This window comes from Sphingomonas vulcanisoli (assembly GCF_011761305.1).
Lineage (GTDB): Bacteria > Pseudomonadota > Alphaproteobacteria > Sphingomonadales > Sphingomonadaceae > Sphingomonas_I > Sphingomonas_I vulcanisoli.
The window spans coordinates 230,898-253,434 of the sequence record NZ_JAAOZC010000001.1 but is presented as its reverse complement, the minus strand read 5'-3'; the positions used below and the strand labels follow the sequence as shown (position 1 = coordinate 253,434).

The 22,537-nt window shown below is 64.6% G+C and carries 18 protein-coding genes; 8 read left to right on the top strand and 10 right to left on the bottom strand.

From position 1 onward, the window contains the following. Positions 1 to 7: 7 nt before the first annotated feature. The 6 genes from FHS31_RS01280 to FHS31_RS01255 all read right to left on the bottom strand — a co-directional run bounded on the left by FHS31_RS01280 (position 8) and on the right by FHS31_RS01255 (position 7,229). Positions 8 to 814, bottom strand: coding sequence for an urea amidolyase associated protein UAAP1 (locus FHS31_RS01280; protein ID WP_167071250.1), 807 nt, complete (start codon positions 812 to 814; stop codon positions 8 to 10). Further along, complete coding sequence (locus FHS31_RS01275; protein ID WP_167071249.1) at positions 811 to 1,602, bottom strand: ABC transporter ATP-binding protein; 792 nt, start codon at positions 1,600 to 1,602, stop codon at positions 811 to 813. Before FHS31_RS01275 ends, FHS31_RS01280 begins: the two co-directional genes overlap by 4 nt. After that, positions 1,599 to 2,417 carry an ABC transporter permease subunit gene (locus tag FHS31_RS01270; protein WP_167071247.1) on the bottom strand — a complete coding sequence of 273 codons (819 nt, stop codon included), beginning with the start codon at positions 2,415 to 2,417 and terminating at the stop codon, positions 1,599 to 1,601. Before FHS31_RS01270 ends, FHS31_RS01275 begins: the two co-directional genes overlap by 4 nt. A 189-nt stretch (positions 2,418 to 2,606) precedes the next feature. After that, positions 2,607 to 3,692: a putative urea ABC transporter substrate-binding protein gene (locus tag FHS31_RS01265; protein WP_208408482.1), complete on the bottom strand. Its 1,086-nt coding sequence runs from the start codon at positions 3,690 to 3,692 to the stop codon at positions 2,607 to 2,609. 142 nt (positions 3,693 to 3,834) lie between these two features. Next, positions 3,835 to 4,773 carry a LysR family transcriptional regulator gene (locus FHS31_RS01260; protein WP_167071245.1) on the bottom strand — a complete coding sequence of 313 codons (939 nt, stop codon included), beginning with the start codon at positions 4,771 to 4,773 and terminating at the stop codon, positions 3,835 to 3,837. Positions 4,774 to 4,868: 95 nt separating this feature from the next. Then, positions 4,869 to 7,229 (bottom strand): TonB-dependent receptor, encoded by a 2,361-nt coding sequence (locus FHS31_RS01255; RefSeq protein ID WP_243843234.1) that lies wholly within the window; start codon positions 7,227 to 7,229, stop codon positions 4,869 to 4,871. A 393-nt stretch (positions 7,230 to 7,622) separates the two neighbouring features. Between FHS31_RS01255 and FHS31_RS01250 the strand changes: the two genes are divergently transcribed. The 3 genes from FHS31_RS01250 (at position 7,623) to FHS31_RS01240 (ending at position 10,315) form a co-directional block, all read left to right on the top strand. Next, positions 7,623 to 7,952, top strand: a complete 330-nt coding sequence (locus FHS31_RS01250) for a UrcA family protein (protein ID WP_167071243.1) — start codon at positions 7,623 to 7,625, stop codon at positions 7,950 to 7,952. Between the two features lie 240 nt (positions 7,953 to 8,192). Continuing rightward, entirely contained in the window at positions 8,193 to 9,278 is a 1,086-nt protein-coding gene (locus FHS31_RS01245) for an MBL fold metallo-hydrolase (protein ID WP_167071241.1), read from the top strand. 23 nt (positions 9,279 to 9,301) lie between these two features. Then, on the top strand, positions 9,302 to 10,315 hold the full coding sequence (locus FHS31_RS01240; protein ID WP_167071239.1) for an MBL fold metallo-hydrolase: 1,014 nt from the start codon (positions 9,302 to 9,304) through the stop codon (positions 10,313 to 10,315). A gap of 53 nt (positions 10,316 to 10,368) precedes the next feature. On the opposite strand, the gene FHS31_RS16555 is transcribed toward FHS31_RS01240, so the two are convergent. Further along, entirely contained in the window at positions 10,369 to 11,391 is a 1,023-nt protein-coding gene (locus FHS31_RS16555; protein WP_167071237.1) for a cache domain-containing protein, read from the bottom strand. A gap of 190 nt (positions 11,392 to 11,581) precedes the next feature. Between FHS31_RS16555 and FHS31_RS01230 the strand changes: the two genes are divergently transcribed. Then, positions 11,582 to 12,811 (top strand): alkaline phosphatase family protein, encoded by a 1,230-nt coding sequence (locus FHS31_RS01230; protein ID WP_243843194.1) that lies wholly within the window; start codon positions 11,582 to 11,584, stop codon positions 12,809 to 12,811. Between the two features lie 120 nt (positions 12,812 to 12,931). Here FHS31_RS01230 and FHS31_RS01225 read toward each other — a convergent pair whose 3' ends face one another. Together FHS31_RS01225 and FHS31_RS01220 are read right to left on the bottom strand one after the other, a co-directional pair. Further along, positions 12,932 to 14,515, bottom strand: a complete 1,584-nt coding sequence (locus FHS31_RS01225; protein ID WP_167071233.1) for a peptide chain release factor 3 — start codon at positions 14,513 to 14,515, stop codon at positions 12,932 to 12,934. Between the two features lie 127 nt (positions 14,516 to 14,642). Further along, complete coding sequence (locus tag FHS31_RS01220; RefSeq protein ID WP_167071231.1) at positions 14,643 to 15,281, bottom strand: hypothetical protein; 639 nt, start codon at positions 15,279 to 15,281, stop codon at positions 14,643 to 14,645. 142 nt (positions 15,282 to 15,423) lie between these two features. Between FHS31_RS01220 and FHS31_RS01215 the strand changes: the two genes are divergently transcribed. Then, positions 15,424 to 16,386, top strand: a complete 963-nt coding sequence (locus FHS31_RS01215; protein WP_167071229.1) for a bile acid:sodium symporter family protein — start codon at positions 15,424 to 15,426, stop codon at positions 16,384 to 16,386. A gap of 4 nt (positions 16,387 to 16,390) precedes the next feature. Further along, positions 16,391 to 18,328, top strand: a complete 1,938-nt coding sequence (gene acs / locus FHS31_RS01210) for an acetate--CoA ligase (RefSeq protein ID WP_167071227.1) — start codon at positions 16,391 to 16,393, stop codon at positions 18,326 to 18,328. A gap of 87 nt (positions 18,329 to 18,415) precedes the next feature. On the opposite strand, the gene FHS31_RS01205 is transcribed toward acs, so the two are convergent. After that, positions 18,416 to 19,138, bottom strand: coding sequence for a prepilin peptidase (locus tag FHS31_RS01205; RefSeq protein ID WP_167071225.1), 723 nt, complete (start codon positions 19,136 to 19,138; stop codon positions 18,416 to 18,418). A gap of 103 nt (positions 19,139 to 19,241) precedes the next feature. Here FHS31_RS01205 and FHS31_RS01200 point away from each other — a divergent pair, with 103 nt between their 5' ends. Beyond that, positions 19,242 to 20,972, top strand: coding sequence for a ShlB/FhaC/HecB family hemolysin secretion/activation protein (locus FHS31_RS01200; RefSeq protein WP_167071223.1), 1,731 nt, complete (start codon positions 19,242 to 19,244; stop codon positions 20,970 to 20,972). Between the two features lie 57 nt (positions 20,973 to 21,029). Beyond that, the gene (locus tag FHS31_RS01195) at positions 21,030 to 22,403 is read left to right on the top strand and encodes a class II 3-deoxy-7-phosphoheptulonate synthase (protein WP_167071221.1); all 1,374 of its coding nucleotides are present in this window, start codon (positions 21,030 to 21,032) and stop codon (positions 22,401 to 22,403) included. Positions 22,404 to 22,537: the final 134 nt, after the last annotated feature.

The following is a 22,537-nucleotide window of genomic DNA, read 5'->3' as shown; positions in this document are numbered from 1 at the left end:
GGTCATATCAGCGCCGGTAAAGGTCTTCGGTGTTGAGGAAGGCGCGCAGGCCCTCCGGGGTCGCGTTGCGGATGGGGTCGCCGTCCGCCGCCGCATCGCCGCGCCAGGCCGTCACGCGCAGCGGCGTGACGCTGAAATCCGGGCGGGTGTCCAGGACATGGGGGCAATTGGCGAGCACTACGATCAGATCCATCTCGGCACGGAGCAGCAGCGTGCGCCCCGCCGCGAACGGCCCGATCTCCGGCGCCGTCGCGCCATCCTCGCCGATGCGGACGCCCTTGAACCAGTTGATGCAGGGATGGACGTCCTTGCGGCCCAAACCGTGCTTTGCGGCGCCCAACATCAACCGATCGCGGGCGTTCGGGTGCGCGCCGTAATTCTCGCCGTCCCCATAAGCGCGCGCGTTGGAGGCCTCGTTGGAAGCGCCACAAAAGGCATCGTGGGTGCCCGCGCCGTCCTCGACGATGCTCATCATCACCCGGCCCATGTCCGACAACAGCAGGCGCCCGGCGCCGAGATAGCCGTTCCACTGCACCTTCAGCGTATCGGCGACGTTCAGCCGTTCGGTCGGCATGTCGACATTGAACAGCAGCATCGACGCGCAGGCATCGCCCCGCAGATCGATCAGCCGCAGCCGCGTGCCGCGCATAATCCCCCGCGACGTATAACCTGCAGGGGCGACCGTCTCCTCCCAGAGAATGTCCCCATCGGCATCCGGCGCCGTCGGGGGCAGCATCGGCATCGCCTCGGTCTGGGTGCCCGATTGGGCGCGGGCGTGGGCGCGGGCGCCCTTGGGATCGGCGGTAATATTCATTGCAGAAGACTCGGCTGTGGGTCAGGATCGCCCAGCGCCTCGACGAGCGCGGCCGGCGGAAACGTCTTGCGATCGAGCGGCAGATCGTAGGTGACGGTCGCGCCGAAGCGGTGCGGTGCTTGCGGATCGTGGCGGCGCTTGTCGAAGGCCAGCACGCGCGTGCCGAGCTTGAACGCCTCGCTTATGTCGTGCGTCACCATGACGATAGTGAGCCCATGCTCCTGCCACAGCCGGGTAATCAGCTCGTGCATATCGAGGCGGATGCCCGGATCGAGCGCGCCGAACGGCTCATCGAGCAGCAAGATGCGCGGATGCTTGACCAGCGCCTGCGCGATCGCCAGCCGCTGCTGCATCCCGCCCGACATCTGCGCCGGATAGACGTGCAGGCTATGCTCGAGGCCGACCGCCGCCAGCATCGCCATCGCCGTCTCTTTCGCAGCCCGTCGGCTCGCTCCGAACAGCCGCCCGGTGAAGGGCGCCCCGGCACATTCCAGCCCGAACATGACGTTGCCGAGCGCAGTAAGGTGTGGGAACACCGAATAGCGTTGAAAGACGACGCCGCGATCGGCCCCGCATTCGGCGCGCATCGGCTGGCCGCCGAGCAGCACCTGCCCGCGGGTCGGCGCTTCCTGGCCCAGGATCAGGCGAAGGAAGGTGCTCTTGCCCGATCCCGAAGCACCGACGACGGCGACGAAGCTGCGCTCGGCGATGGCAATCGACAGCCGTTCGAGGACGATCTTGTCGCCATATTCGACCCAGATGTCCTGCAGCTCCAGCAGCGCGCTCATCGCCCGTCCCCATGCGCCCAGGCAAAGCCCTTGCGGCTGATCAGGAGCAGGAGCGCGTCGGCGGCGATCGCCAGCAGCGAAATCCAGGCGACGTAAGGCAGGATGATATCCATCGCGAAATAGCGGCGGACGAGGAAGATGCGGTAGCCCAGCCCGACATCGGAGGCGACGGCCTCGGCCGCGATCAGGAACACCCAGGCCGGCCCGATCGACAGACGCACGGCTTCGATCAACCGCGGCATCAGTTGCGGCAGCGCAACGCGCAGCGCCAATTGCCAGCTGTTCGCGCCCAGCGTTTGCGCTTTGGCGAACTGCTCCCGGGGCAAAGCGGCGACGAAGCCGGCCAGATCCCGCGTCATGAACGGCCCGATACCGATCGCGATCAGCGCGATCTTGGAGGCTTCGTCTAGGCCCAGCACGATGAACAGGATCGGCAGCACCGCGATCGGCGGGATCACGGCGATCACCATGATCACCGGGCCCAAAAGCGCGCGGGCCAGCGGCACTACCCCCAACAGGAGGCCAAGCAGCAGCGCCGTCACGGTCGCGATCCCGAGCCCGAGGCCGAGGCGATAGAGGCTGGCGAGCGTATCCGCGACGATCGTGGTGCGGCCGGTCATGGGATCGCGATCGGTGGTGAAGCCCTGAATCGCCTGCCCCATCGCCGAAAAGGTCGGCAGCACCTTGTCGGCGGAATTGGCGGCATGCCGCATCTCTGACGCGAACAGATAGACGACGAGCAGGATCAGGATCGGCAGCCCGCCTAGCAGCAACCGCGCGCCGCGCCGCGGCCGGATGTCGACCAGTCGCCTCACCTTCGCCACCCCGCAACCGCGGCCGCTGCGCGCCGTGCGACCCGCAGGATCCCGGCAATCTCAAAGGCGGACAGGGTCGTCAGCAGTGTGATCCTTCACGTTCCTAAGGCCCGCTTTTGCGAGCACAGTTCATCCATCGCCCGCGCAGCCGCGCCGGCCCTGTTCCTCCAGCCTGTCGTTCGTGGCGGGCTAGAGCTTGCCGTCCGCCGCCATCTTCATGAAGCTCGGGTCGAACCTGAGCTTCACATTCTTGACGTCTCCCAAGGTCTTATTCCCGGCAAACGTGATCCCGATCGCATCGACCGATTTGGCGGTCGGCCCAAACAGGCCATGCGCGAAGCTGAATTGGCGCACCCGGTCCGTCACCTGGATCAGGTCGGGATTTTCAGCATAAGCCGCCGCGTCCTTCGCCTGCGCATACATGTGCGTGGTCTTGAGCTGCGCCTCGAAGCTTTCTTCGGTGGTGCCCGCCGCCTTGGCCATCGCCGCACGCGCCGCTTTGCCGGCGGCATCATTCCGGCTCATCAACGCCATCGTCTCATACCAGATCCCGGCCAGGGCCTTGCCGAGGTTCGGGTTCGCTTTGAGCGTCTCCGTGCTGACGTTCATCGTATCGAGGATCTCGTTCGGGATCTTCGAGCTATCGAACACTTCGGTCGCCCCGGGCGTCGCCTTGATCGTCGAAAGCTGCGGGTTCCAGGTCGCCACCGCCGTGACGTTAGGCGAGGCGAACGCGCCGACGATATCGGCGTCGCCGGTATTGATCGTCTTCACATCAGAGAGCTTGAGGCCGTTGAGTTCCAGCCCACGCGCAAGCAGGAAGTGCGAAACCGAAAGCTCGACGAGATTGACCGATCGGCCCTTGATATCGGCCATCGAATGGCCGTTCTTCAAAACGATGCCGTCGTTACCGTCGGAATAATCGCCGATCAGTAGGACGGTGGTATCGCGCCCGCCGGCCGCCGGAATGGTGAGCGCGTCCATCGTGGTTGCCACCACGCCATCGAGCTTCCCGGCGGCATATTGATTGACGGATTCGACATAGTCATTGACCTGAACGAGGCGGATATTGATGCCGTATTTGTCGGCCCATTTCTTCACGATGCCCGCCTGCTGCGCATAGGGCCACGGCATCCAGCCGGTGTAGATCGACCAGCCGATCGTGAAATCCTTCTTCGCGGCTTCGGCGGCCGGAGCGCCGCTGGGCTTGCTGCAGCCGCCAAGCGCCACGAGGGCTACCATGGCCGTCGCGCGAAGCCAGAATGCCCGCCTCATGCGGCGGTCTCATTGATTGCTTCATGCCCCATTTGGACCGCCCGCAAGCTGTAAAGCATGGTGAACTCCCTTGCCCATGATCCTGCCGATCAGGCGATCATCGATAAAGTGACAAAATGGCAATGAAAGCCATAGATAAAAACTATGCCTTCCGCTGGCTGCGGACGCGGCGGGTGACCTCATCGAGGAAAAGCTGGGTCGCGGTGTCTCGAGAGTGCTCGGCGCGGGCGAGCAAGAAAATATCATAGGACGGCTCGAGATCGGTGTGCAGCAACGGCCACAGCCGGCCGGTCGAGACAGCCTGGGCAGCGGCCAGTACGGGCAGAAAGCCGATACCGACGCCGAGCGAGATCAGCCGCAGCGCTTCGTTGACGTCCTCGGTCAAGCCATTGACCTTCGATCCGAGACCGTAACGCCCGCGCAGACGGGTAATAACCTCGAGTTCGTCTTCGCCCGTCAGGACGAAATTCTCGTCCTTGAGTTCGCCCATGCGATTGACGCGATGGCCGAAGCGCGGATGGCTTCGGCAGCAATAGAGCTGCTGGCGCTCGACAAACAGCGGCTCATAGACCAGCCCGCTGCGCGCGCTGCCGTCATAGCCGACCCCGATCTCGGCCTCGCCACTTTCCAGCGCCGCCAGCACAGCACGCCAGGGCGAAACGCGCAGATCGATCTGAATGTTGGGATTGCGGCGGTGAAAGCTCGCGATGGCCTCGTCGAATTCCGGCGATACGACCGCCGAAATCAGCTGGATGCGGACCACACCTTCGACCCGCTTGGTCGCCTGTGCGATCTGATGCGGCACCATCCGTGCCGCCTCCAGCATCTCCTCGCACAACGCCATCAGCGCCTTGCCCGCAGCCGTCATCGCTACGCCCGTGGACGAACGATGCAGCAGCTGGACGCCGACCTGCTCTTCCAGCCGCCGAAGCGCCGCGCTGACACTCGGCTGCTGCTTGTTCAGCTTGCGGGCGGCGGCCCCGACGCCGCCTGCGCGCACGATCTCGACGAACGTCCGCAACAGGTTCCAATCGACACGGCTCGCAAACGTCTTGTCGGGAAGGGCCGCGCGATCGACCAAGCCTCAGCTCCTGCGGATTCCAGCAGGGCTCTGGACCATATCGTCAAACGGCGCAACGCGCGGGAGGGGGCTTGGCGAGCCCCCTCCCTTGACGCTCAATAGTGGAAGCGAACGTCGATACCGACGCGCCGCGGTGTGAGCACGCCGGTCTGGTAGTAGCGTTCGACCACGCCCGTCCGCACCTGATTGTATGAGCTGACGTCGTTGCTGATCGAAGTGATCGCATATTTGTCGAAGATATTGTCCGCGAACACACCGACATCGAAGCTCGGCGCGTGATAGGTGACCGACGCCCGATGCGTGACGTAACCGGGAATCCGCTCGCCAAAGCCACGCAGGCCGACGCGCGAATAGATGCTGCCGGTGTAGACCGCCGTCCAGTTCGCTTCGATATCGCGGCTCTTGCCCAGGGGATAGGTATAGGTGCCCTGCAACGTGCCCGAATTCTTGGTCGAGCCGGGCAGGCGATCGCCCGAATAAGCCGCATACCGCACGCCCTGGCTTACCACCAGGCCGGCCACGTCCTGCGTCAGATGGGCATCCGTATAGGAATAGGTGCCCTGGACGATGAACTGCGGCGTAACCTTGAACGTGCCGGAGAATTCCCCGCCTTGCGAAACCGCGGTGCCGCCGTTGACCGTAATGCCGGTCGCGCCGTTCACGGTCTGGCTCGGCACCTGGATTCCGGCCCAATTGATCTTGAAACCATCAAGCGTGAACTGCAGGCGGTGATCGAGCGCCGAGATGCGGATACCCAGCTCCATGTTGCGTGTCCGATCGGGGCCATAGGATAGCTCGTTCGGCAGCGCGCAGATGTTCTGGCCGGGCGGCAGCGGCAGCACGCAGGGCGCGACGCGATTGACGTTACCCGTGCGATAGCCGGTGCTGTAGGTGAAGTAGGCCAGGACGTTATCGCTGAACTTGTAGGAGGTATTCGCCTTCCACACGACGCCATCGGCACCGGTGCTGCCCGATCGGACACGGCTGGGAGCATATTGGATCAGCGGATAAGGCGTGCGCCGGATGCCGCCGCCGGTGAGCGGGGTTTCGGTGCCGCCGGTCGCGCTCGCATCATACTTATAGTAGCGGATGCCGCCCGTGACCTGCCAAGCCTTGGTGAGGTGCAGCGTACCTTCGCCATAAACCGCTTTCTCAACAGTCTTGGTGTTGACGAAAGAGATATACTCCAAGTCGTCAGGCCGCGGGATGTTGAAATAGGCGGCGTAGCCCGGGACATATTCTGCGTAATTGCTGTCATATTTCAAGCGGTTGTAGAAGCCGCCCAGCACCCAGTTGAACGGCCCGCCATGCGAGGAGACCAAGCGAAGTTCCTGGTTGAGCTGCTTATATTCGCTCGTCCGCGTATTATAGGAAGAGAAGTTTGGGAAAGCTTCGTAACCGTAATCAAGGTCCAGCAACAAATCGGTGTTGTCCGAACTGCCTTTCAGCTTTTGCTTTGTGTAAGCCGTCGTGCTGACCAGCTGAGCGATATCGAACAGGTTGATGTTCAGCTCGCCGGCGAACAGATCGGAGCGGCGGTTGACCGGCTCCAGATAGCGCTTGGGCGATTCATACCGCCCCGTCCCCAACACGCCGGCGCCGTTAGACTGGCTTCCGCCGGTCTTGGTCTGCTGATGCGCGTAGGTGAGATAGGCTTTGATGTTGGGATTGGCTTCGAGCAAAAGCTGGTTGCGGGTCGTGAACGTATGCTCGAAATTCTCGTCAGGATGCTGCACGAAATTTGCGTTCTGGAACACGCCAGTACCTAGACGAGCTTGCGCGGCTGTACCACGCACCTGCTGCGGATTGGACACGCCCGGCTGCTTCAGCACATAATTGTAATCAATGAAGCCGGCATTGTCATAATAGCCGGTGGCGGTGCGGAACGCGACATGATCCTTGATGATCGGCACGTTGATCGCGACATCGCCCTGCCCGCCGAAATCATCGCTGTGCGATTCGGCGTAGCCGCGCGCGTGGACATCCACCGTGAAGTGGCTCGTGTCGGGCCGGTTGGGGATGTAACGCACCGCGCCGGACAGCGTGCCGAGCCCGTAAAGCGTACCCTGCGGCCCCTGCAGCACTTCGACCCGCTGAATATCGATCAGCTTGAAGTCCAAATAGAGCGGAACCTCGCCAAGATAAACGCCGACTGCGCTGTTGGCGTTCGCGCCGCCGACCGAGGTGTCGCTGGACGAGATGCCGCGCATGATGATGTTGCCGGTCGACGAGGGGCCGGTATCGATCACCGTCAGACCGGGCGCGAAAGCACCCAACCCGCGAACATCGTCCACGCGCGTCTTGGCGAGTGCTTCGGCGCCGACCGCGCTGATGTTGATCGGCGCGTTCTGCAGCGTCGTGGCGCGGCGGCTGCCGGTTACGACGATCTCGTTATTGCTGTCCGTGTCCGATGTCGCCGGAGCCGCGTCCGCAAGAGCAGGCGACGCAATCCCCATCAGCATGGTCGCGCTCAATAACGCCGGCTTCAAAATCTGTCGTGCCACGTAAAGTCCCCCTTCGGTCTTAAGCCGTTCGTTCAGGGCCGCCCCAGGTTGCGCTCTATCGGCGCTGAGATTGCGAAGTTGGAAGGATTCCACGTCGCATTATTGTGTCATGATGTTGTCATCCGGGGTCGGTGCGACATGGGGCGTTTGACGTAAGCCTGCCGCAACTGTGGCGGCACTGCCACACTGACTCGAAAGTTGGGGCCGATATCCGCCAGGATTTGGCGTACGAGGCGGCCGAAAATCACGGGAAATCGGCCTATAATACTTGTGGGAAGGCCGATCGTGCCTATTTTATGGCCAGCCCTCTCAGAAGGGCAGTGAAAATATGTAGGAGAGAACAGGATGAAGATCGGCTTTGCGGCTCTGGCCGCGCTTGCACTTACCGCCCCCGCTTTCGCGTCGGAGCATAACCCGCTTGCCGCCGAAAAGGTGGTTTTGGATCTCAAAGGCCTCGATCTGGCCTCGGTCGACGGGCAGCAGCGGCTGGCCATACGCATCGATCAGGCCGCGCGCGCCGTATGCGGCGATCGCGTTGCGACGATCCATCTCGATATGGAAGACCAGGCCCGATCCTGCCGTCAGGATGTCGTCGCAGATATCCGCAGCCGCATCGAGCAGCGCACGGCCAGCGCCGCCGATCTGCGTTCGAATGTCGGTGCCGCGCTGAATTAAATCTAGCCGCAATTCGGCTGATCCTGAAGAGCCCCGTCGGCATGCTGGCGGGGCTTTTTTGCGATGCGCACCGACGCTTCGGTGATCCCTAATCCTGCCGCCAGTCTACGTGCTTCGACTTATTATCCCGGACGGGCGGGACGATATCCATAGCTGACAACTCTTGGGCAGAGCGCTGCACAGCCGCTCGCTCTCGGGAGATGCGCGTCTAGGGGAAGGCGCCTGCAGCGTGGGGATTTCATGGATCAGAAGCCGACTTACAACCCCACCCTTTCGGGAATTCCCAACTCGCCGAGCGGTGCCTATCCCAACGGCAATCCCGATGTGCCTTACAATCTCCCCGGCGCCCGCAATACCGACAGTGCCGTTCCACTCCATCGCTCCAAACCTGTGGACCATGTCTACGTCTGCGATGGTCCCGCGCCCGGCAAGCTCGCCTTCCGTTGGATGTACGGATCCAACATCGCGGCGAAGAACCGCGATCCGCGCATTCAGGTGATGCAGTATAATGAGGATACGGTGGTGCTGCGCCAGAATATGTGCGTGCACTGGGAAGCGCCATTCACCTATCTGCTGTTCGGCAACAAAGGCGCGCTGCTGATCGATACCGGCGCCAATGCCGAGCGCCTCTATTATCCCCTGCGCGAGACGGTGGACGCGATTATCGCCCGCTGGGCCAAGGTCCGCGGGCGCAAGACGGTACCGCTGACGATCGCGCTCACCTCGGGCGAGGATATCGCGCAGAACCAGGGCCTCGCGCAATTTGCAGGCCGCCCGGACACGACCATCGTCCCCAAGCCGCTGGAAGTGATGAAGCGATTCTATGGCCTCAGCGGTCGCTGGCCTTCCGGCACCGGGACAATCGACCTGGGCGACCGGATCATCTCCGTCATTCCCACGCCCGGCACGCACAAGGACGGGGTCAGTTTCTACGATCCCTATTGCGATCTGCTGTTCACCGGCGATTTCATCTTCCCGGGCCGGATCAACATCGGCAACGATCGCGATTTCGTCGTCTCACTGGAGCGGCTGAAGACGTTCGTCGCGGCGAACAACGTCAAATATATCCTCGGCGGCCACATCGAGATGATGTTCGCCCCCGGCAAATATTATCCGCGCTTCTACACCTACAAACCCTACGAGCGCGTGCTCGAGCTGGAGCCATCGATCATCGATGAGCTGATCCAGTACGGCAGGGAGGTGCAGGGCAAAGAGATGGTGCTGATCCGGCCCGATTTCGTGCTCTTCAACGGCGTCAGCCCCGATCAGAAGACCCTGGTCTGGCCCGCCGGAGTCCCGAACATCACTCCGCCGCGCCCGTTCTGACGATCGACCGACGAGGTAATATCATGAACCGTCGCACCTTCCTCTCCTACCCCGCCGCCGCAGCCACGACCGTAGGGCTGGCGAACACGATCGCGGGGCTGGCCAATGCCGCCACGCTGGCTCCTGATCCGGCGCCGATCGATTTCAAGAGCCATCTGCCCGCGCCGGGCAGCTTCCCCGAAAAGTGGATTTGCGGCTCGCCCTCCTGCATGGACAACACCGATCCGCCGGTTCACGTCCACTGGTACAATGCCCACACGGCGATTCTGCGCCAGAACAAGGCGTATAGCTACGAGGCGCCGTTCGCCCCGCTCTATTTTGGCAACGACCGCATCCTGCTGCTCGATGAAGGCTTCGTGCAGCTACGCACCGATTGGGATTTTCGCGGCGTGGTCGATAAATGCATCGATGAATGGTGCGCGCGCAACGGCCGCGATCCGGCGAGCATGGAGCTGCTCGTCGCCTTCACCCACCTGCATTCCGATCATTATGCCGCCACCAACCAGTTCGCGGATCGCCCCAACACGCGGTACATGGGCCTGACCCAGGAAGAGATGTTCGGTTTCTGGGGAATGACCAACTTCCCCGAGCAGCAGGTCGCGCTTGATCTAGGCGGGCGGGAGATCTTGATCTGGGGATCACCGGGCCACGTCATCGCCGAATTCGCCTATTACGACAGCTACACGCAGATCCTCTTCACCGGCGACATGTTCTATCGGGGACGATGCTACATCAGCTTCTGGCAGCCCTGGTTCGATAGCATGACGCGCCTGATCCGCTTCTGCGACACGCATCCGGTCAGCCATGTCATGGGTTGTCATGTCGAGATGAGCAAGGATGGCCAAGACTATGCCTATGGGATGACTTACCAGCCCGACGAGGCACCCGTACAGATGACCGTGGAGCAGCTCCGCTCGTCTTACGAATTCGCCAAGACCATCACCAAGCCCGGAATATATTATACGGGCACGGTCTTTCTCTGCAATCAAACCCGCGGGACGACGACGATCGACAGAAATCCGTATCGCTACGATTGAGCGGCCGAACCGCGACCTTTGAGTCTGAAGCCCAATCGAACGCTCTGTTGCGCTCAGTTGGAAGGCGCCAGCGGCGCATCGATGCAGCCGTACCAGCCGAGACCCCGGTAGGTTTCATATCCGGGCGTCAGCGCGTAGGCGATCAGCCGATCGCCGCTGACATAATAACCGCGCTCGGGATGATCGATCCGCAGTGAAAAGCGGGTGTCGCGCCGCTCTGGATTGCTTGCCGCAATGACGCGCATGTCTTGATCGAGCATCATCACGCAGGCGCCCGGCTCCTCGCCCGATTGCCGGACACCGGAGACGATCGCGGTAGCCTGCGGCTCCCAATCGAAAAAGATACCGAGCGCACCGAGCCGCTCGCCCTGCGTCTCCCCGCCGCGCCGGACCGCGGTGGAGTAGGTGGCGACGGGCGCGCCGAACAGTGCGGCGGCGGCTTCGATGTCGCAGACGTGGAAGTCTTCGCCGCTGTGGGTGCGCATCGCCTCGCGGAACCACGTCGTGCCCGAAACATCGCTGCCGATGACATGCGGATACCGTTCCGGTCGCCCGTTGGCGACGACCCGCCCCGCCGCATCCGCCACCCATAGATCGAGGTAAACGGTGTAGGACCGCAGGATCGTCGCCAGCCGCCGCGTTGCGAAATCGCGCGCTTCGGGCGTGTCATAGGCGAGGACGTCGACCACGGCACTGTCCGTCGCCCACCAGCGCACGTCGCAGGAGCGTTCATAAAGGTTGCGGTCGATGATCTCGATAGCGTTGCGCGCAAGATCGGTGAAGCGCGCGCCGCGCATCTCGACCCGCATACGCTCGCCCGCGCTTTCCAGCAGCGCGACGTTGCCGGCAATGGCGGCGCGAAGATCGGCCGAGACGTTGCGGATCGCCTGCGCAACGCTGCCGACCTCCTGCGCGACGATCGAAAAGGCGCTGCCCGCGCTGCCCGCACGCGCCGCTTCCAGGCGCGCATTGATCGCCAGGATGCCGGTCTGCCGCATCACCTGTTCGATGACGCCCACTTTCTCCTCGGTAATCCGGGAGACTTCATAAGCGAGATCAAGCACGCGGTCCTGCATGAGGGGTTCTCCTGGCTAGTGACTCTCCACAGCTCTGGCGGCCTGATCAAAGTTTCTGCCGCGCCTTTGGTTAAGGCCCTCCTAATACGGCAGATTTATGGGCTTTTTTCTCATGTTCTCCGTTTCGCCTCCGTCGATTCCCGCTCGCAGCACTCTTTCGCCTGTCACATTGCTTCGCCACTATGGCGCGATGCTCAGTTTCCTTCGATTCGCCCTGCTCCTGCTGCTCGCCACGCCGGCACTGGCCGAAAGGCGCGCACCGGTGACGATCCTCGTCTCGATCGACGGCTTCCGCGCCGATTATCTCGATCGCGGGCTGACGCCGCGCCTCCACGCGCTGGCGGCGAACGGCGTGCGCGCCGCGATGCGTCCCTCCTTCCCGAGCATCACTTTTCCCAACCACTGGACGCTCGTCACCGGCCTCGTTCCCGATCACCACGGCATCGTCGCCAACAAGATGGAGGACCCGGCGCGCCCGGGCGAGCAGTTCGATATGAAGAGCGACGATCCCTTCTGGTGGAACGCGGCAATGCCGATCTGGGCCGACGCCGAAAAGGCCGGCGTCCGCACCGCGACGATGTTCTGGCCGGGATCGAACGTGCAGGTCGGCGGGTTCAAGCGGACGATCGCGCATGATAAATTGATCATCGGCGGCACGCGCCCGGCCGACTGGATGCAGTTCAATGCCGAGGTGAAGGGGCCGCAGCGCGTGCAGGCCGTGATGGATTGGCTGCGGCGTCCGGGGGCGATCCGGCCGCGCTTCATCACGCTCTATTTCGATACGATCGATACCGCCGGCCACCATCACGGACCGGATTCGCCGGAGCTGAACGCGGCGCTGGTCGACATCGACCGGACGATCGGCGGACTGATCGACGGTCTAGCCGCGCTCCGCCAGCCCGCCAATCTGGTGATCGTGGCCGATCACGGCATGGCGGCGGTGCGGCCCGACGGCCTGATCCTGACCAGCGCCCTCGCCGATCCCGCCGATTTCCGCGCGGTGGAAAAGGAGCCGATCGCCACCTTGTACGCGGTGCCGGGCCGTGAGGCGGCGCTGGAGCGCGCGCTGCTGGCGCACCACGATCATGTCCAATGCTGGCGCAAGGCGGAGATGCCCGTCCGCTTCCGCTACGGCACCAACCCGCGCATTGCGTCCTACGTCTGCCTGGCCGATATCGGCTGGACGATCGCCAGCGAGGCGCCCAAGGACGGCCTCGAACCCGGCGCGCACGGCTATGACAATCAGGCGCCCGAGATGCGCGCGCTGTTCATCGCCAACGGCCCGGCGTTCCGCGCCGGCCGCACCCTGCCGATCTTCGACAATGTCGCTGTCGAGCCGCTGCTACGCGACCTGATCGGCCTGCCGCCGCACCAGGTGGACGGCACGGATGCGGTGTTTCGCAGCGTGCTCAAGCGCTGATCGGCACTTTTGTTAACCACCGTTTGTGCTGAGCTTGTCGAAGCACCGTCCTTGATCGGGTGCACAAGAAGGACGGCCCTTCGACAGGCTCAGGGCAAGCGGAAGAAGCGGGGGGTCGCTTTAGCGCCGGTCTTTGGTCGCCGCGAAGCGCAGCTCCGGATTGCGTTGCTGGACGTAGCTCAGCTCCCAATTGTCCTTGGCCATGAACACGGGGGCGCCGTCGCGGTCTTCGGCCATGGCGGCGCGGTGATCGGCGATGAAGCCATCGAGGAGCTTGGGCTCCCCCGCCGAGACCCAGCGCGCAGTTTCCCACGGGGAGGCCTCGAACCCGGCATCGACCTTATACTCGGCCTGGAGGCGCGAGATCAGCACTTCGAGCTGGAGCTGGCCGACGACGCCAACAATCCAGTTGGAGCCGATGGCGGGGTGGAAAACCTGCATGATCCCCTCCTCCGCCATATCGTTGAGCGCGTTGCGCAGCTGCTTGGTCTTGGTGGGGTCGGCGAGGCGGATGCGGCGCAGGATTTCGGGCGCGAAGTTCGGCAGCCCGGTGAAGCGCAGCTCCTCGCCCTCGGTCAAAGTGTCGCCGACGCGCAGTGTTCCATGGTTCGGGATGCCGATGATGTCGCCGGGAAAGGCCTCGTCGGCAAGTTCGCGGTCGCGCGCCATGAACAGCAAAGGCGAGTGAACCGCGATGGTCTTGCCGGTGCCGATCTGGGCGAGCTTCATGCCGCGCCGGAAGCGGCCCGCGCACAGCCGCATGAAGGCGATGCGATCGCGGTGCTGCGGGTTCATGTTCGCCTGAACTTTGAAGATGAAGCCGGAGACACTTGATTCGTCAGGATTAACCTCGCGTGGCTCGGCAGGCTGGGGGCGCGGGGACGGCGCGAAATCGGCGAGCGCATCGATCAGTTGCTCGACGCCGAAGTCCTTGAGCGCCGATCCGAAATAGACCGGCGTCAGATCGCCCGCGCGATAGGCGGTCTCATCGAACGCGGCATAGCCCGCCTGCCCCAGCTCCGCCTCCTCGCGCAGCTTTCCGAGGCCGCGTTCGGTGAGGATCGACTCCAGCTTGGCATCATCGAGGCCGGAGACAGTTTCCTGCCTGCCTTCATAGGCGCCAGTGGCATCGTCGGCCGGCAGATAAAGTTTGTCGCGGGCAAGGTCATAGATGCCCTCGAACTCGCCGCCCATGCCCACCGGCCACATCATCGGGCAGACGTCGAGCGCCAGCGCATCGGCGATCTCGTCGAGCAGAGCGAATACTTCGCGCCCCTCGCGATCGACCTTGTTGACAAAGGTGATGATCGGCACGTTGCGCAGCCGACAGACCTCAAACAATTTGCGCGTCTGCGCCTCGATGCCGCGCGCCGCGTCGATCACCATCACCGCCGAGTCGACCGCGGTCAGCGTCCGGTAGGTGTCTTCCGAGAAGTCTTCGTGGCCGGGCGTATCGAGCAGGTTGAACGTGATGCCGTCCCGTTCGAATGTCATCACGGACGATGTGACCGAGATGCCGCGCTGTTGCTCGATCTTCATCCAGTCCGATCGCGCACGCCGCGCCTGCCCCCGTGCGCGCACCTCGCCCGCGGCATGGATCGCGCCGCCAAACAGCAGGAGCTTTTCGGTCAGCGTGGTCTTGCCGGCGTCGGGGTGGGAGATGATCGCGAAGGTGCGGCGCGGAAATGGTGCGGAGGATGCCATGATTGCCGCGGCGGTTAGCAGAGCGGCGGGCGGGCGTCACCCAATCCAAATCCTCCCCCGCCAGGGGGAGGATAAGAAAAGGGCGCCGTCCTCTCGAACGGCGCCCTTTGTTGCGATGTACGATCGCTTATTGCGGCGTAGTCGAAACCGTCGTCGTGGTCTTCTCGGTGGTCGCCGAGCGGGCCGGCACCTTGACGACCTTCTTTACGACATGTGTGCGCGCAGGCGTCGCGGTCGAGCTCTTGGTCGTTTCGGTCGTCACCTGCGTTGCGGTAGGCGCCTGGGCTACGACCACCGGCGGCTGAGCACGGGCAGCGGCGGCATCGGCCGCTGCCGACTGAGCCGCTTGCTGCGCGGCATCGGCACGGGCGGTGGCTTCGGCCGCACGGGCGTTGGCATCGGCGGCCTGGGCCTGCGCATCCTGCGCAGCGGCGGCATTGGCGCCGTTAGCGGCCTGCTGCGCCTGATTGGCTTCGGCCAAAGCGTGATCGGCCAGCTCCCCCGCGTGGATTGCCTCCTGGATGGCGCGTTCCTTATGGCCGGCGGAGGCATCCTCGCGCGCCATGTTCAGCGCGGCGGTGGCATCGGCGCGGATATGCGCCGACTCCCCTAGGGTGGCGACATGGCCCGCAGCCTCGATCTTGCCCTGCGCAGCAGCAATCGCCTGCTGGGCGCGATCGCCCTTGCCTTCAGCATAAGCGGCCGTGGTGGCCAGCGCGATCAGGCCTGAAAGTGCGGCGCCCTGCGCCAGACGTGCGATACGCATCCTACTTCTCCAACATCATAAACTTGTGCGCGCATAACGGGATTAACCTACGTCAGTTCCAGGCTTGCCGCGTTCGAACCCATCGCCGATGTCCCGCGCAAGGCGGTTGGCCTGCGCCGCATCCGCTGCCAAAGGCGGCAAGATGCTGAAACGGCTGATCCCCGATCCCTTCCTGCTCTGGCTCGTCGGCACGGTGCTGCTGGCGACCTTCCTGCCCGCGCGCGGCGGCTTCGCGGTGGTTGTCGGCTGGCTTTCGATCGCGACGGTGGTGGCGCTGTTCTTCTTCCACGGCGCCAAGCTGGCGCGCGAGGAGGTGGTCGCCGGCCTCGCAAGCTGGCGGCTGCATCTGACGATCCTCGTCATCACCTTCATCCTGTTTCCGATCGTCGGCATCATCGGCGAACGTCTGGCGCCCGGATTGATGCCAAAGGATCTGTGGATCGGGGTGCTGTTCGTCTGCGCTTTGCCGTCCACCGTACAATCGGCTGTCGCCTTCGTATCGATCGCCCGCGGCAACGTGCCGGCAGCGATTGCGTCGGCTTCGGCCAGCCAGCTGCTCGGCATCTTCGTCACGCCCGTGCTTATGGGGGTCTTGGCGGGGACGCATGGCGGTGGAGGCGGCGCGTCCGGCGTCGGCAAAGTCGCGCTTGAAATCTTCTTGCCCTTCGCCGCCGGCCATCTGCTGCGGCCATGGATCAGGGGCTTCGTGGAGCGGTATAAGCCGATCATCGGCTATACCGATCGCTCGACCATCCTCATCGCCGTCTACAGTGCTTTTTCCGCGGCGGTGCTGGAGGGGCTGTGGCACCAACTGGCGCCCGCCAGCTTGGCCGTTTTGCTCGCGGTCAACGTCGTGCTGCTCGCCATTGCGCTGGGCATGACCTTCGGCATCGGTCGCCTGCTGGGCTTCGACCGCGAGGATCGCATCACCATCCTGTTCTGTGGCACCAAGAAGAGCCTGGTGCAGGGCGTGCCAATGGCGCGCGTGCTGTTTCCGGGTCCGGAAGTGGGCGTGATCCTGCTGCCGATCATGCTATTCCACCAGATGCAGCTGATGGCCTGTGCCTTCCTGGCGCGGCGCTATGCCAATGAGAAAGAGGCCTGAGAGGATGAGCGAGGATATCTATCCGGTCCCGGCGGAATGGGCTGAGAATGCCAAGGTGGATGCCGCGGGCTATGATCGGCTCTATCGACAATCGATCGACGATTCCGAGGCCTTTTGGCTGGAGCAGGCCAAGCGGCTCGACTGGCTAGCCTTCCCGAGCAGGGCGGACGAAAGCAGCTTCTTGCAGGCCGATTTCGGTATCAAATGGTTCGCGGACGGGCGGCTGAACGTCGCCGCCAATTGCCTCGATCGCCACCTCGCCAGCCGTGGCGCCGCGCCGGCGATTGTCTGGGAGCCCGACGATCCCACGGACACGCCGCGCATTATCACCTATCTCGAACTGTACGAGCAGGTCTGCCGCCTCGCCAATGTCCTCAAGGCGCAGGGCGTAAAGAAAGGCGATCGCGTCACCGTCTACCTGCCGATGATCCCCGAGGCCGCGGTGGCGCTGCTCGCCTGCGCGCGAATTGGCGCAGTGCACTCAGTGGTGTTCGGCGGCTTCTCGCCCGATGCGCTGGCGGGCAGGATCGAGGATTGCGGGTCCAAGATCGTCATTACCGCCGACGAGGGCCGGCGCGGCGGCAAGACCGTGCCGCTCAAGGCCAATGTCGATGCGGCGTGCGATCTGGCCGGGATCGTCGAGACGGTGATCGTCGTCGCGGCAACGGGCGGCACGGTGACCATGAAGCCGGGACGGGACGTGGATTACGCCACCGTAATGGCGGCGGCTCCGGCGAAATGCCCCACCGAGCCGATGTCCGCCGAAGATCCGCTGTTCATCCTCTATACCAGCGGATCGACCGGCAAACCCAAGGGCGTGATGCACACCAGCGGCGGCTATTTGCTGTGGGCGGCGCTGACGCATGAGACGGTGTTCGATTACCGGCCCGGCCAGGTCTATTGGTGCGCGGCCGATATCGGCTGGGTCACGGGGCACAGCTATATCGTCTACGGGCCGCTCGCCAATGGCGGCACCACGCTGATGTACGAGGGCGTTCCCAACTGGCCGGACGCCAGCCGCATCTGGCAGGTGGTCGATCGCCATCAGGTCGAAATCCTCTACACCGCCCCGACCGCGCTGCGCGCGCTGATGAAGGACGGCGACGGCTTCGTCGCAAAGACCAGCCGCACATCCCTGAAATTGCTCGGAACGGTCGGCGAGCCGATCAATCCCGAAGCGTGGCGCTGGTATCATGAGATCGTCGGCGAAGGCCGCTGCCCGATCGTCGATACCTGGTGGCAGACCGAGACCGGCGGCCACATGATCACGCCATTGCCGGGCGCCACCCCGCTGAAACCCGGATCGGCTACCAAACCCTTCTTCGGGATCGAGCCCAAATTGCTCGACGAAAAGGGTGCAGCACTCGAAGGGCCGGCGAGCGGCAATCTGGTAATCGCCAGAAGCTGGCCGGGGCAGATGCGCGGCGTTTGGGGCGATCCCGAACGCTTCTTCCAGACCTACTTCACCACCTACGTTGGCGTTTACACCACCGGCGACGGCGCACGGCGTGATGCGGACGGCTATTGGTGGATCACGGGCCGGGTGGATGACGTGATCAACGTCTCCGGACACCGCATGGGCACCGCCGAAGTGGAGAGCGCGCTCGTCCTCCACGCCAAGGTCGCCGAGGCGGCGGTTGTCGGCTTCCCCCACGATATCAAGGGCCAGGGCATCTACGCCTATGTCACCCTCAACGCGGGCGAGGAATCGAGCGACGCGCTGCGCAAGGAGCTGCGCGATTGGGTGCGCACCGAGATCGGCCCGATCGCCACCCCCGATGCCATCCAGTTCGCGCCGGGCCTCCCCAAAACCCGTAGCGGCAAGATCATGCGGCGGATCCTGCGCAAGGTCGCTGAGGGAGACGTGGCGAGCCTGGGGGATACGAGTACACTGGCCGATCCGGCAGTCGTGGACGATCTTGTGAAAAACCGGGTGGGTTGACGTCCGTTCGTGTTGAGCCTGTCGAAGCACTGTTGTTCTTTGCGGGCGACGAAGAGCAGCCCTTCGACAAGCTCAGGGCGAACGGATTTAATAAAGTTGGAGCAACACCCAACCCGCCCAAGCCGCGCCGGCCAGCAAGGCTCCAAACGGCAAGCGATCGTCGCGCCGCATTCCCCGGACCAGCGCCCACGCGATCCCGATCGCGCACGCTCCCAGCACCACCCAAGGCAACACCGCCCAGCCAAGCCACGCCCCGATAGCGCCCAGCAGCTTGGCATCCCCCTGCCCCAGCCCGATCCGCCCCCGCGCGCGGCGATAGAGATAGGCCAGCAAAGCCAGCACCGCCCACCCCGCCGCCGCCCCGATCAGCCGAGCGCCGAACGGCGGCACACCCACGACGAGCCCGCCCGCAAGCAGCGGCAAGGTCAGCACATCGGGCAGCCAGAAATGATCGGCATCGAGCAAAGCCAGCACTCCCAGCGCCCAGCCGAACAGCGCCCCTAGCCACCCCGCCGGCCCGGGCGCGATCCATAGCGCGATCCCGCCGATCGCCGCGCAGGCCACTTCCATCGCGGGATGCCGCCAATCGATCGCCGCGCCACAGGCGGAACACCGCCCGCGCGTACCCGCGTAGCTGACCAGCGGCACCAATCGCCCTGGTGCCAGCACAAGCCCGCAACCGTCGCAGGCCGACCGGCCCCGCGCGATCGATCGCCCCGCGGGCCAGCGGATCGCCAGCGTCGCCAGAAAGCTGCCGACCACCGCCCCAACAATGCCCGCCAGCACGGCCTGAAGCGCAACATCGTTCATCTTGCGCTCGCCACCCTCCCTTTACGCTGGTGGAGGAGCGATATTTGAGCGAGGCTCCGAGGGGAAGCCGGTGCGATGGTGCGCGGGCCTGAGGGGGAGCGCGATGCGGTTGATTGCCGGACTGTTCGCGGCTGCCGCGCTCGCGCTTTCCTCCCTCGCCGCCGCAGCTCCGCCCGCGGCCTTCACGCCGCCGACCCGCGAAGAGGTGCAGCGCGGCGCGGCCGAGACTCATGCGCCAACCTCGCGCCTGACCGTGAAGGGCCCTGCCGCCGCCCCTTGCCCACTTGCCGAACAGGAGAACGGATCGACGCTGCTGGGCGGCGTAAGCTTCGATGGCCTCGAGGCGCTGTCGCCCGACACGCTCGCCCCCGCCTATCGTGCGCGGATCGGCCATCCGGTCGCGCCCAGCGATCTCTGCACGATTCGCGATGCCGCCACCGCCATCCTCGCCACACGTGGCTATATCGCCGCCCTCGAAATCCCGCCGCAGCGGCTGACCAACGGGGGGACCGTCCATTTCCAGGTGCTGATGGCGCATCTCGTCGGCTTCCAGGTGCGCGGCGTCACGGGACGCCGGCAGCGACTGATCGAGGCCTATCTGCGCGGCCTGGTGCGGGCGGAGCCCTTCAACACGCGCTATGCCGAACGCACGCTGCTGCTCGCCCGCGATCTGCCGGGCATGGATATCACGATCACGCTCATCCCCGCCGAGCATCCCGGCGAGGTGACGGCCGATGTCGTCGTCGTACCGCGCGCGCTGCAGTTGCAGGCGGGCATCCAGAACTACGGCAGCCGCGATACCGGCCGCTGGGGCGTGCTCGCAGCGGCGCAGGCGGCAGGCGTGATCGCAGCGGGCGATCAGCTTTCGGCGGGCGTCTTCACCAGCACGCATCCGCGCCGCCAGATCGTCGTGCAATCGGCCTATGATCTGCGCGTCGGGCATCAGGGGCTCAGCATCGGGGCGCGCTTCACCGATGCCTGGATCCGCACCGAATCCGAAAGCGGAATCAATTACAAGAGCCATACGACCGTCGGCTCGGCGCTCGCCCGCTACCCCTTCATCCGATCGCAAAACTTCGATCTGGCGGCGAGCGGAGGGATCGACATCATCGATCAGGATCTGCGCGTCGGCGATTTCGTGCTGACCCGCGATCGCCTGCGCACCGCCTTCGCCACGCTGGAATTCGGCGGCGGCGACGTGACGACCGCGGATCATCAGGCACGTTGGCGCGCCAACGGCACGTTGGAATTCCGCAAGGGGCTGAGCGCGCTGGGCGCCAGCAAGGGTTGCGGGGATGCCCCCTATTTCCCGGACTGTGTGTATTTCCCCACGATCAGCCGCCTGGAGGCCGATCCGCAGGCGGCGCTGATCCGGTTCAGCGGCAATGCCGAGGCGCGGATCGCAGGCCCCTTCTCGATCGCGCTCGCCCCACGCGCGCAATATGCCTTCGCGCCGTTGCTCGGCTACGAGCAATTCTCGGGCGGCGCTTACACCATCGGCCGGGGCTATGATCCCGGCGCGGCGATCGGCGACAGCGGCGTCGGCCTCGCAACCGAGCTACGCTACGGCCGCCTCGGGGCGAAAGGCTTTTCGTTTCAGCCTTTCACCTTCCTCGATGCCGTCCATGCCTGGACGCGGGGGGAAAGCTCGCCCGGCGATGTCGGCGGCACGCTGATCTCGATCGGTGGTGGCCTGCGCGCGGCGCTGGGCACGCGGGCGCGCGCCGATCTTTCGCTGGCGCTGCCGCTCAAGGCCGCGCCTTATGCCGTGCGGCGCGGCGACACGCGCATCCTGTTCTCGATCAGCACGCGGCTGTGGCCGGCGAACAAGTGAAGCGGCTTCCCTCCCCGCCCCGTTTCCCGTAAGGGCCGCGCCCTTGAAAGGACGACAATGGCGACGAACTGGACGCCCGAAAGCTGGCGCCGCTACGAGGCACGACAGCTGCCCGATTATCCCGATCCGCAGGCTTTGGCCGCGGCAGAGGCGGAGCTTGGCCATTATCCGCCGCTGGTGTTCGCCGGCGAAGCGCGCGCGCTGACCGCCGATCTTGCCCAGGTCGCAGCGGGCAAGGCGTTCCTGCTCCAGGGTGGCGATTGCGCCGAAAGCTTCGCCGAATTCCACCCGAACAACATCCGCGACACGTTTCGCGTGCTGCTCCAGATGGCGGTGATCCTCACGTATTCGTCGAAGCTGCCGATCGTGAAGGTTGGCCGCATGGCGGGGCAGTTCGCCAAGCCGCGCTCGGCGCCGACCGAGACGATCGATGGCGTCGAGCTGCCGAGCTATCGCGGCGACAACGTCAACGATATCGCTTTCACGCCGGAAGGCCGCGCGCCCGATCCGCAGCGGATGGTCAAATCCTACAGCCAGTCCGCGGCGACGCTGAACCTGCTCCGCGCCTTCAGCCATGGCGGCTATGCCAATCTCCAGCAGGTCCATCGCTGGACGCTGGATTTCATGGGCCGCAGCCCTTGGGCTTCGCACTATCAGCAGATCGCCGACCGCATCGGCGATGCGCTCGCCTTCATGGCCGCCTGCGGGATCAGCCCGGAGACTGTGCCGCAGCTGCAGGGCACCAGCTTCTACACCAGCCATGAGGCGCTGCTGCTGCAATACGAGCAGGCGCTCACCCGGCAGGATTCGCTGACTGGTGACTGGTACGACACCTCAGCCCACATGCTCTGGATCGGCGATCGCACCCGCTTCGAAGGTTCGGCGCACGTCGAATATCTGCGCGGCGTCGGCAATCCGATCGGCCTCAAGTGCGGGCCGAGCCTGGAGCCCGATGCGCTGCTGCGGATGCTCGATACGCTCGATCCCGCGCGGACGCCGGGGCGGATCACTTTGATCACCCGCTATGGCCACGACAAGATCGAGGCGCACCTGCCCAAGCTCGTCCGCGCGGTGAAACGCGAAGGGCGGCCGGTGGTGTGGAGCTGCGATCCGATGCACGGCAACGTCATCAAGGCCTCGAACGGCTACAAGACGCGCCCCTTCGACCGCATTCTGGACGAAGTACGCGGCTTCTTCGCCGTCCATCGCGCCGAGGGCACGCACGGCGGCGGCATCCATGCCGAAATGACTGGCCAGAACGTGACCGAATGCACGGGCGGCGCGATCGCGGTGACCGAGCAGGGTCTGGCAGACCGCTACCACACGCACTGCGATCCGCGCCTGAACGCGGGTCAGAGCATCGAGCTGGCCTTCCTACTGGCCGAAATGCTCAATCAGGAGCTGAAGGAGCGCGAGAAAGTGGCGGCGTAATATCCTCCCCGGCACGGGGAGGGGGACCATGCGCAGCATGGTGGAGGGGGCTCACCGCTATGCGCTGCGCTTGATCGAGAGCCCCCTCCGTCATCGCTACGCGATGCCACCTCCCCGTATCGGGGAGGATCTAG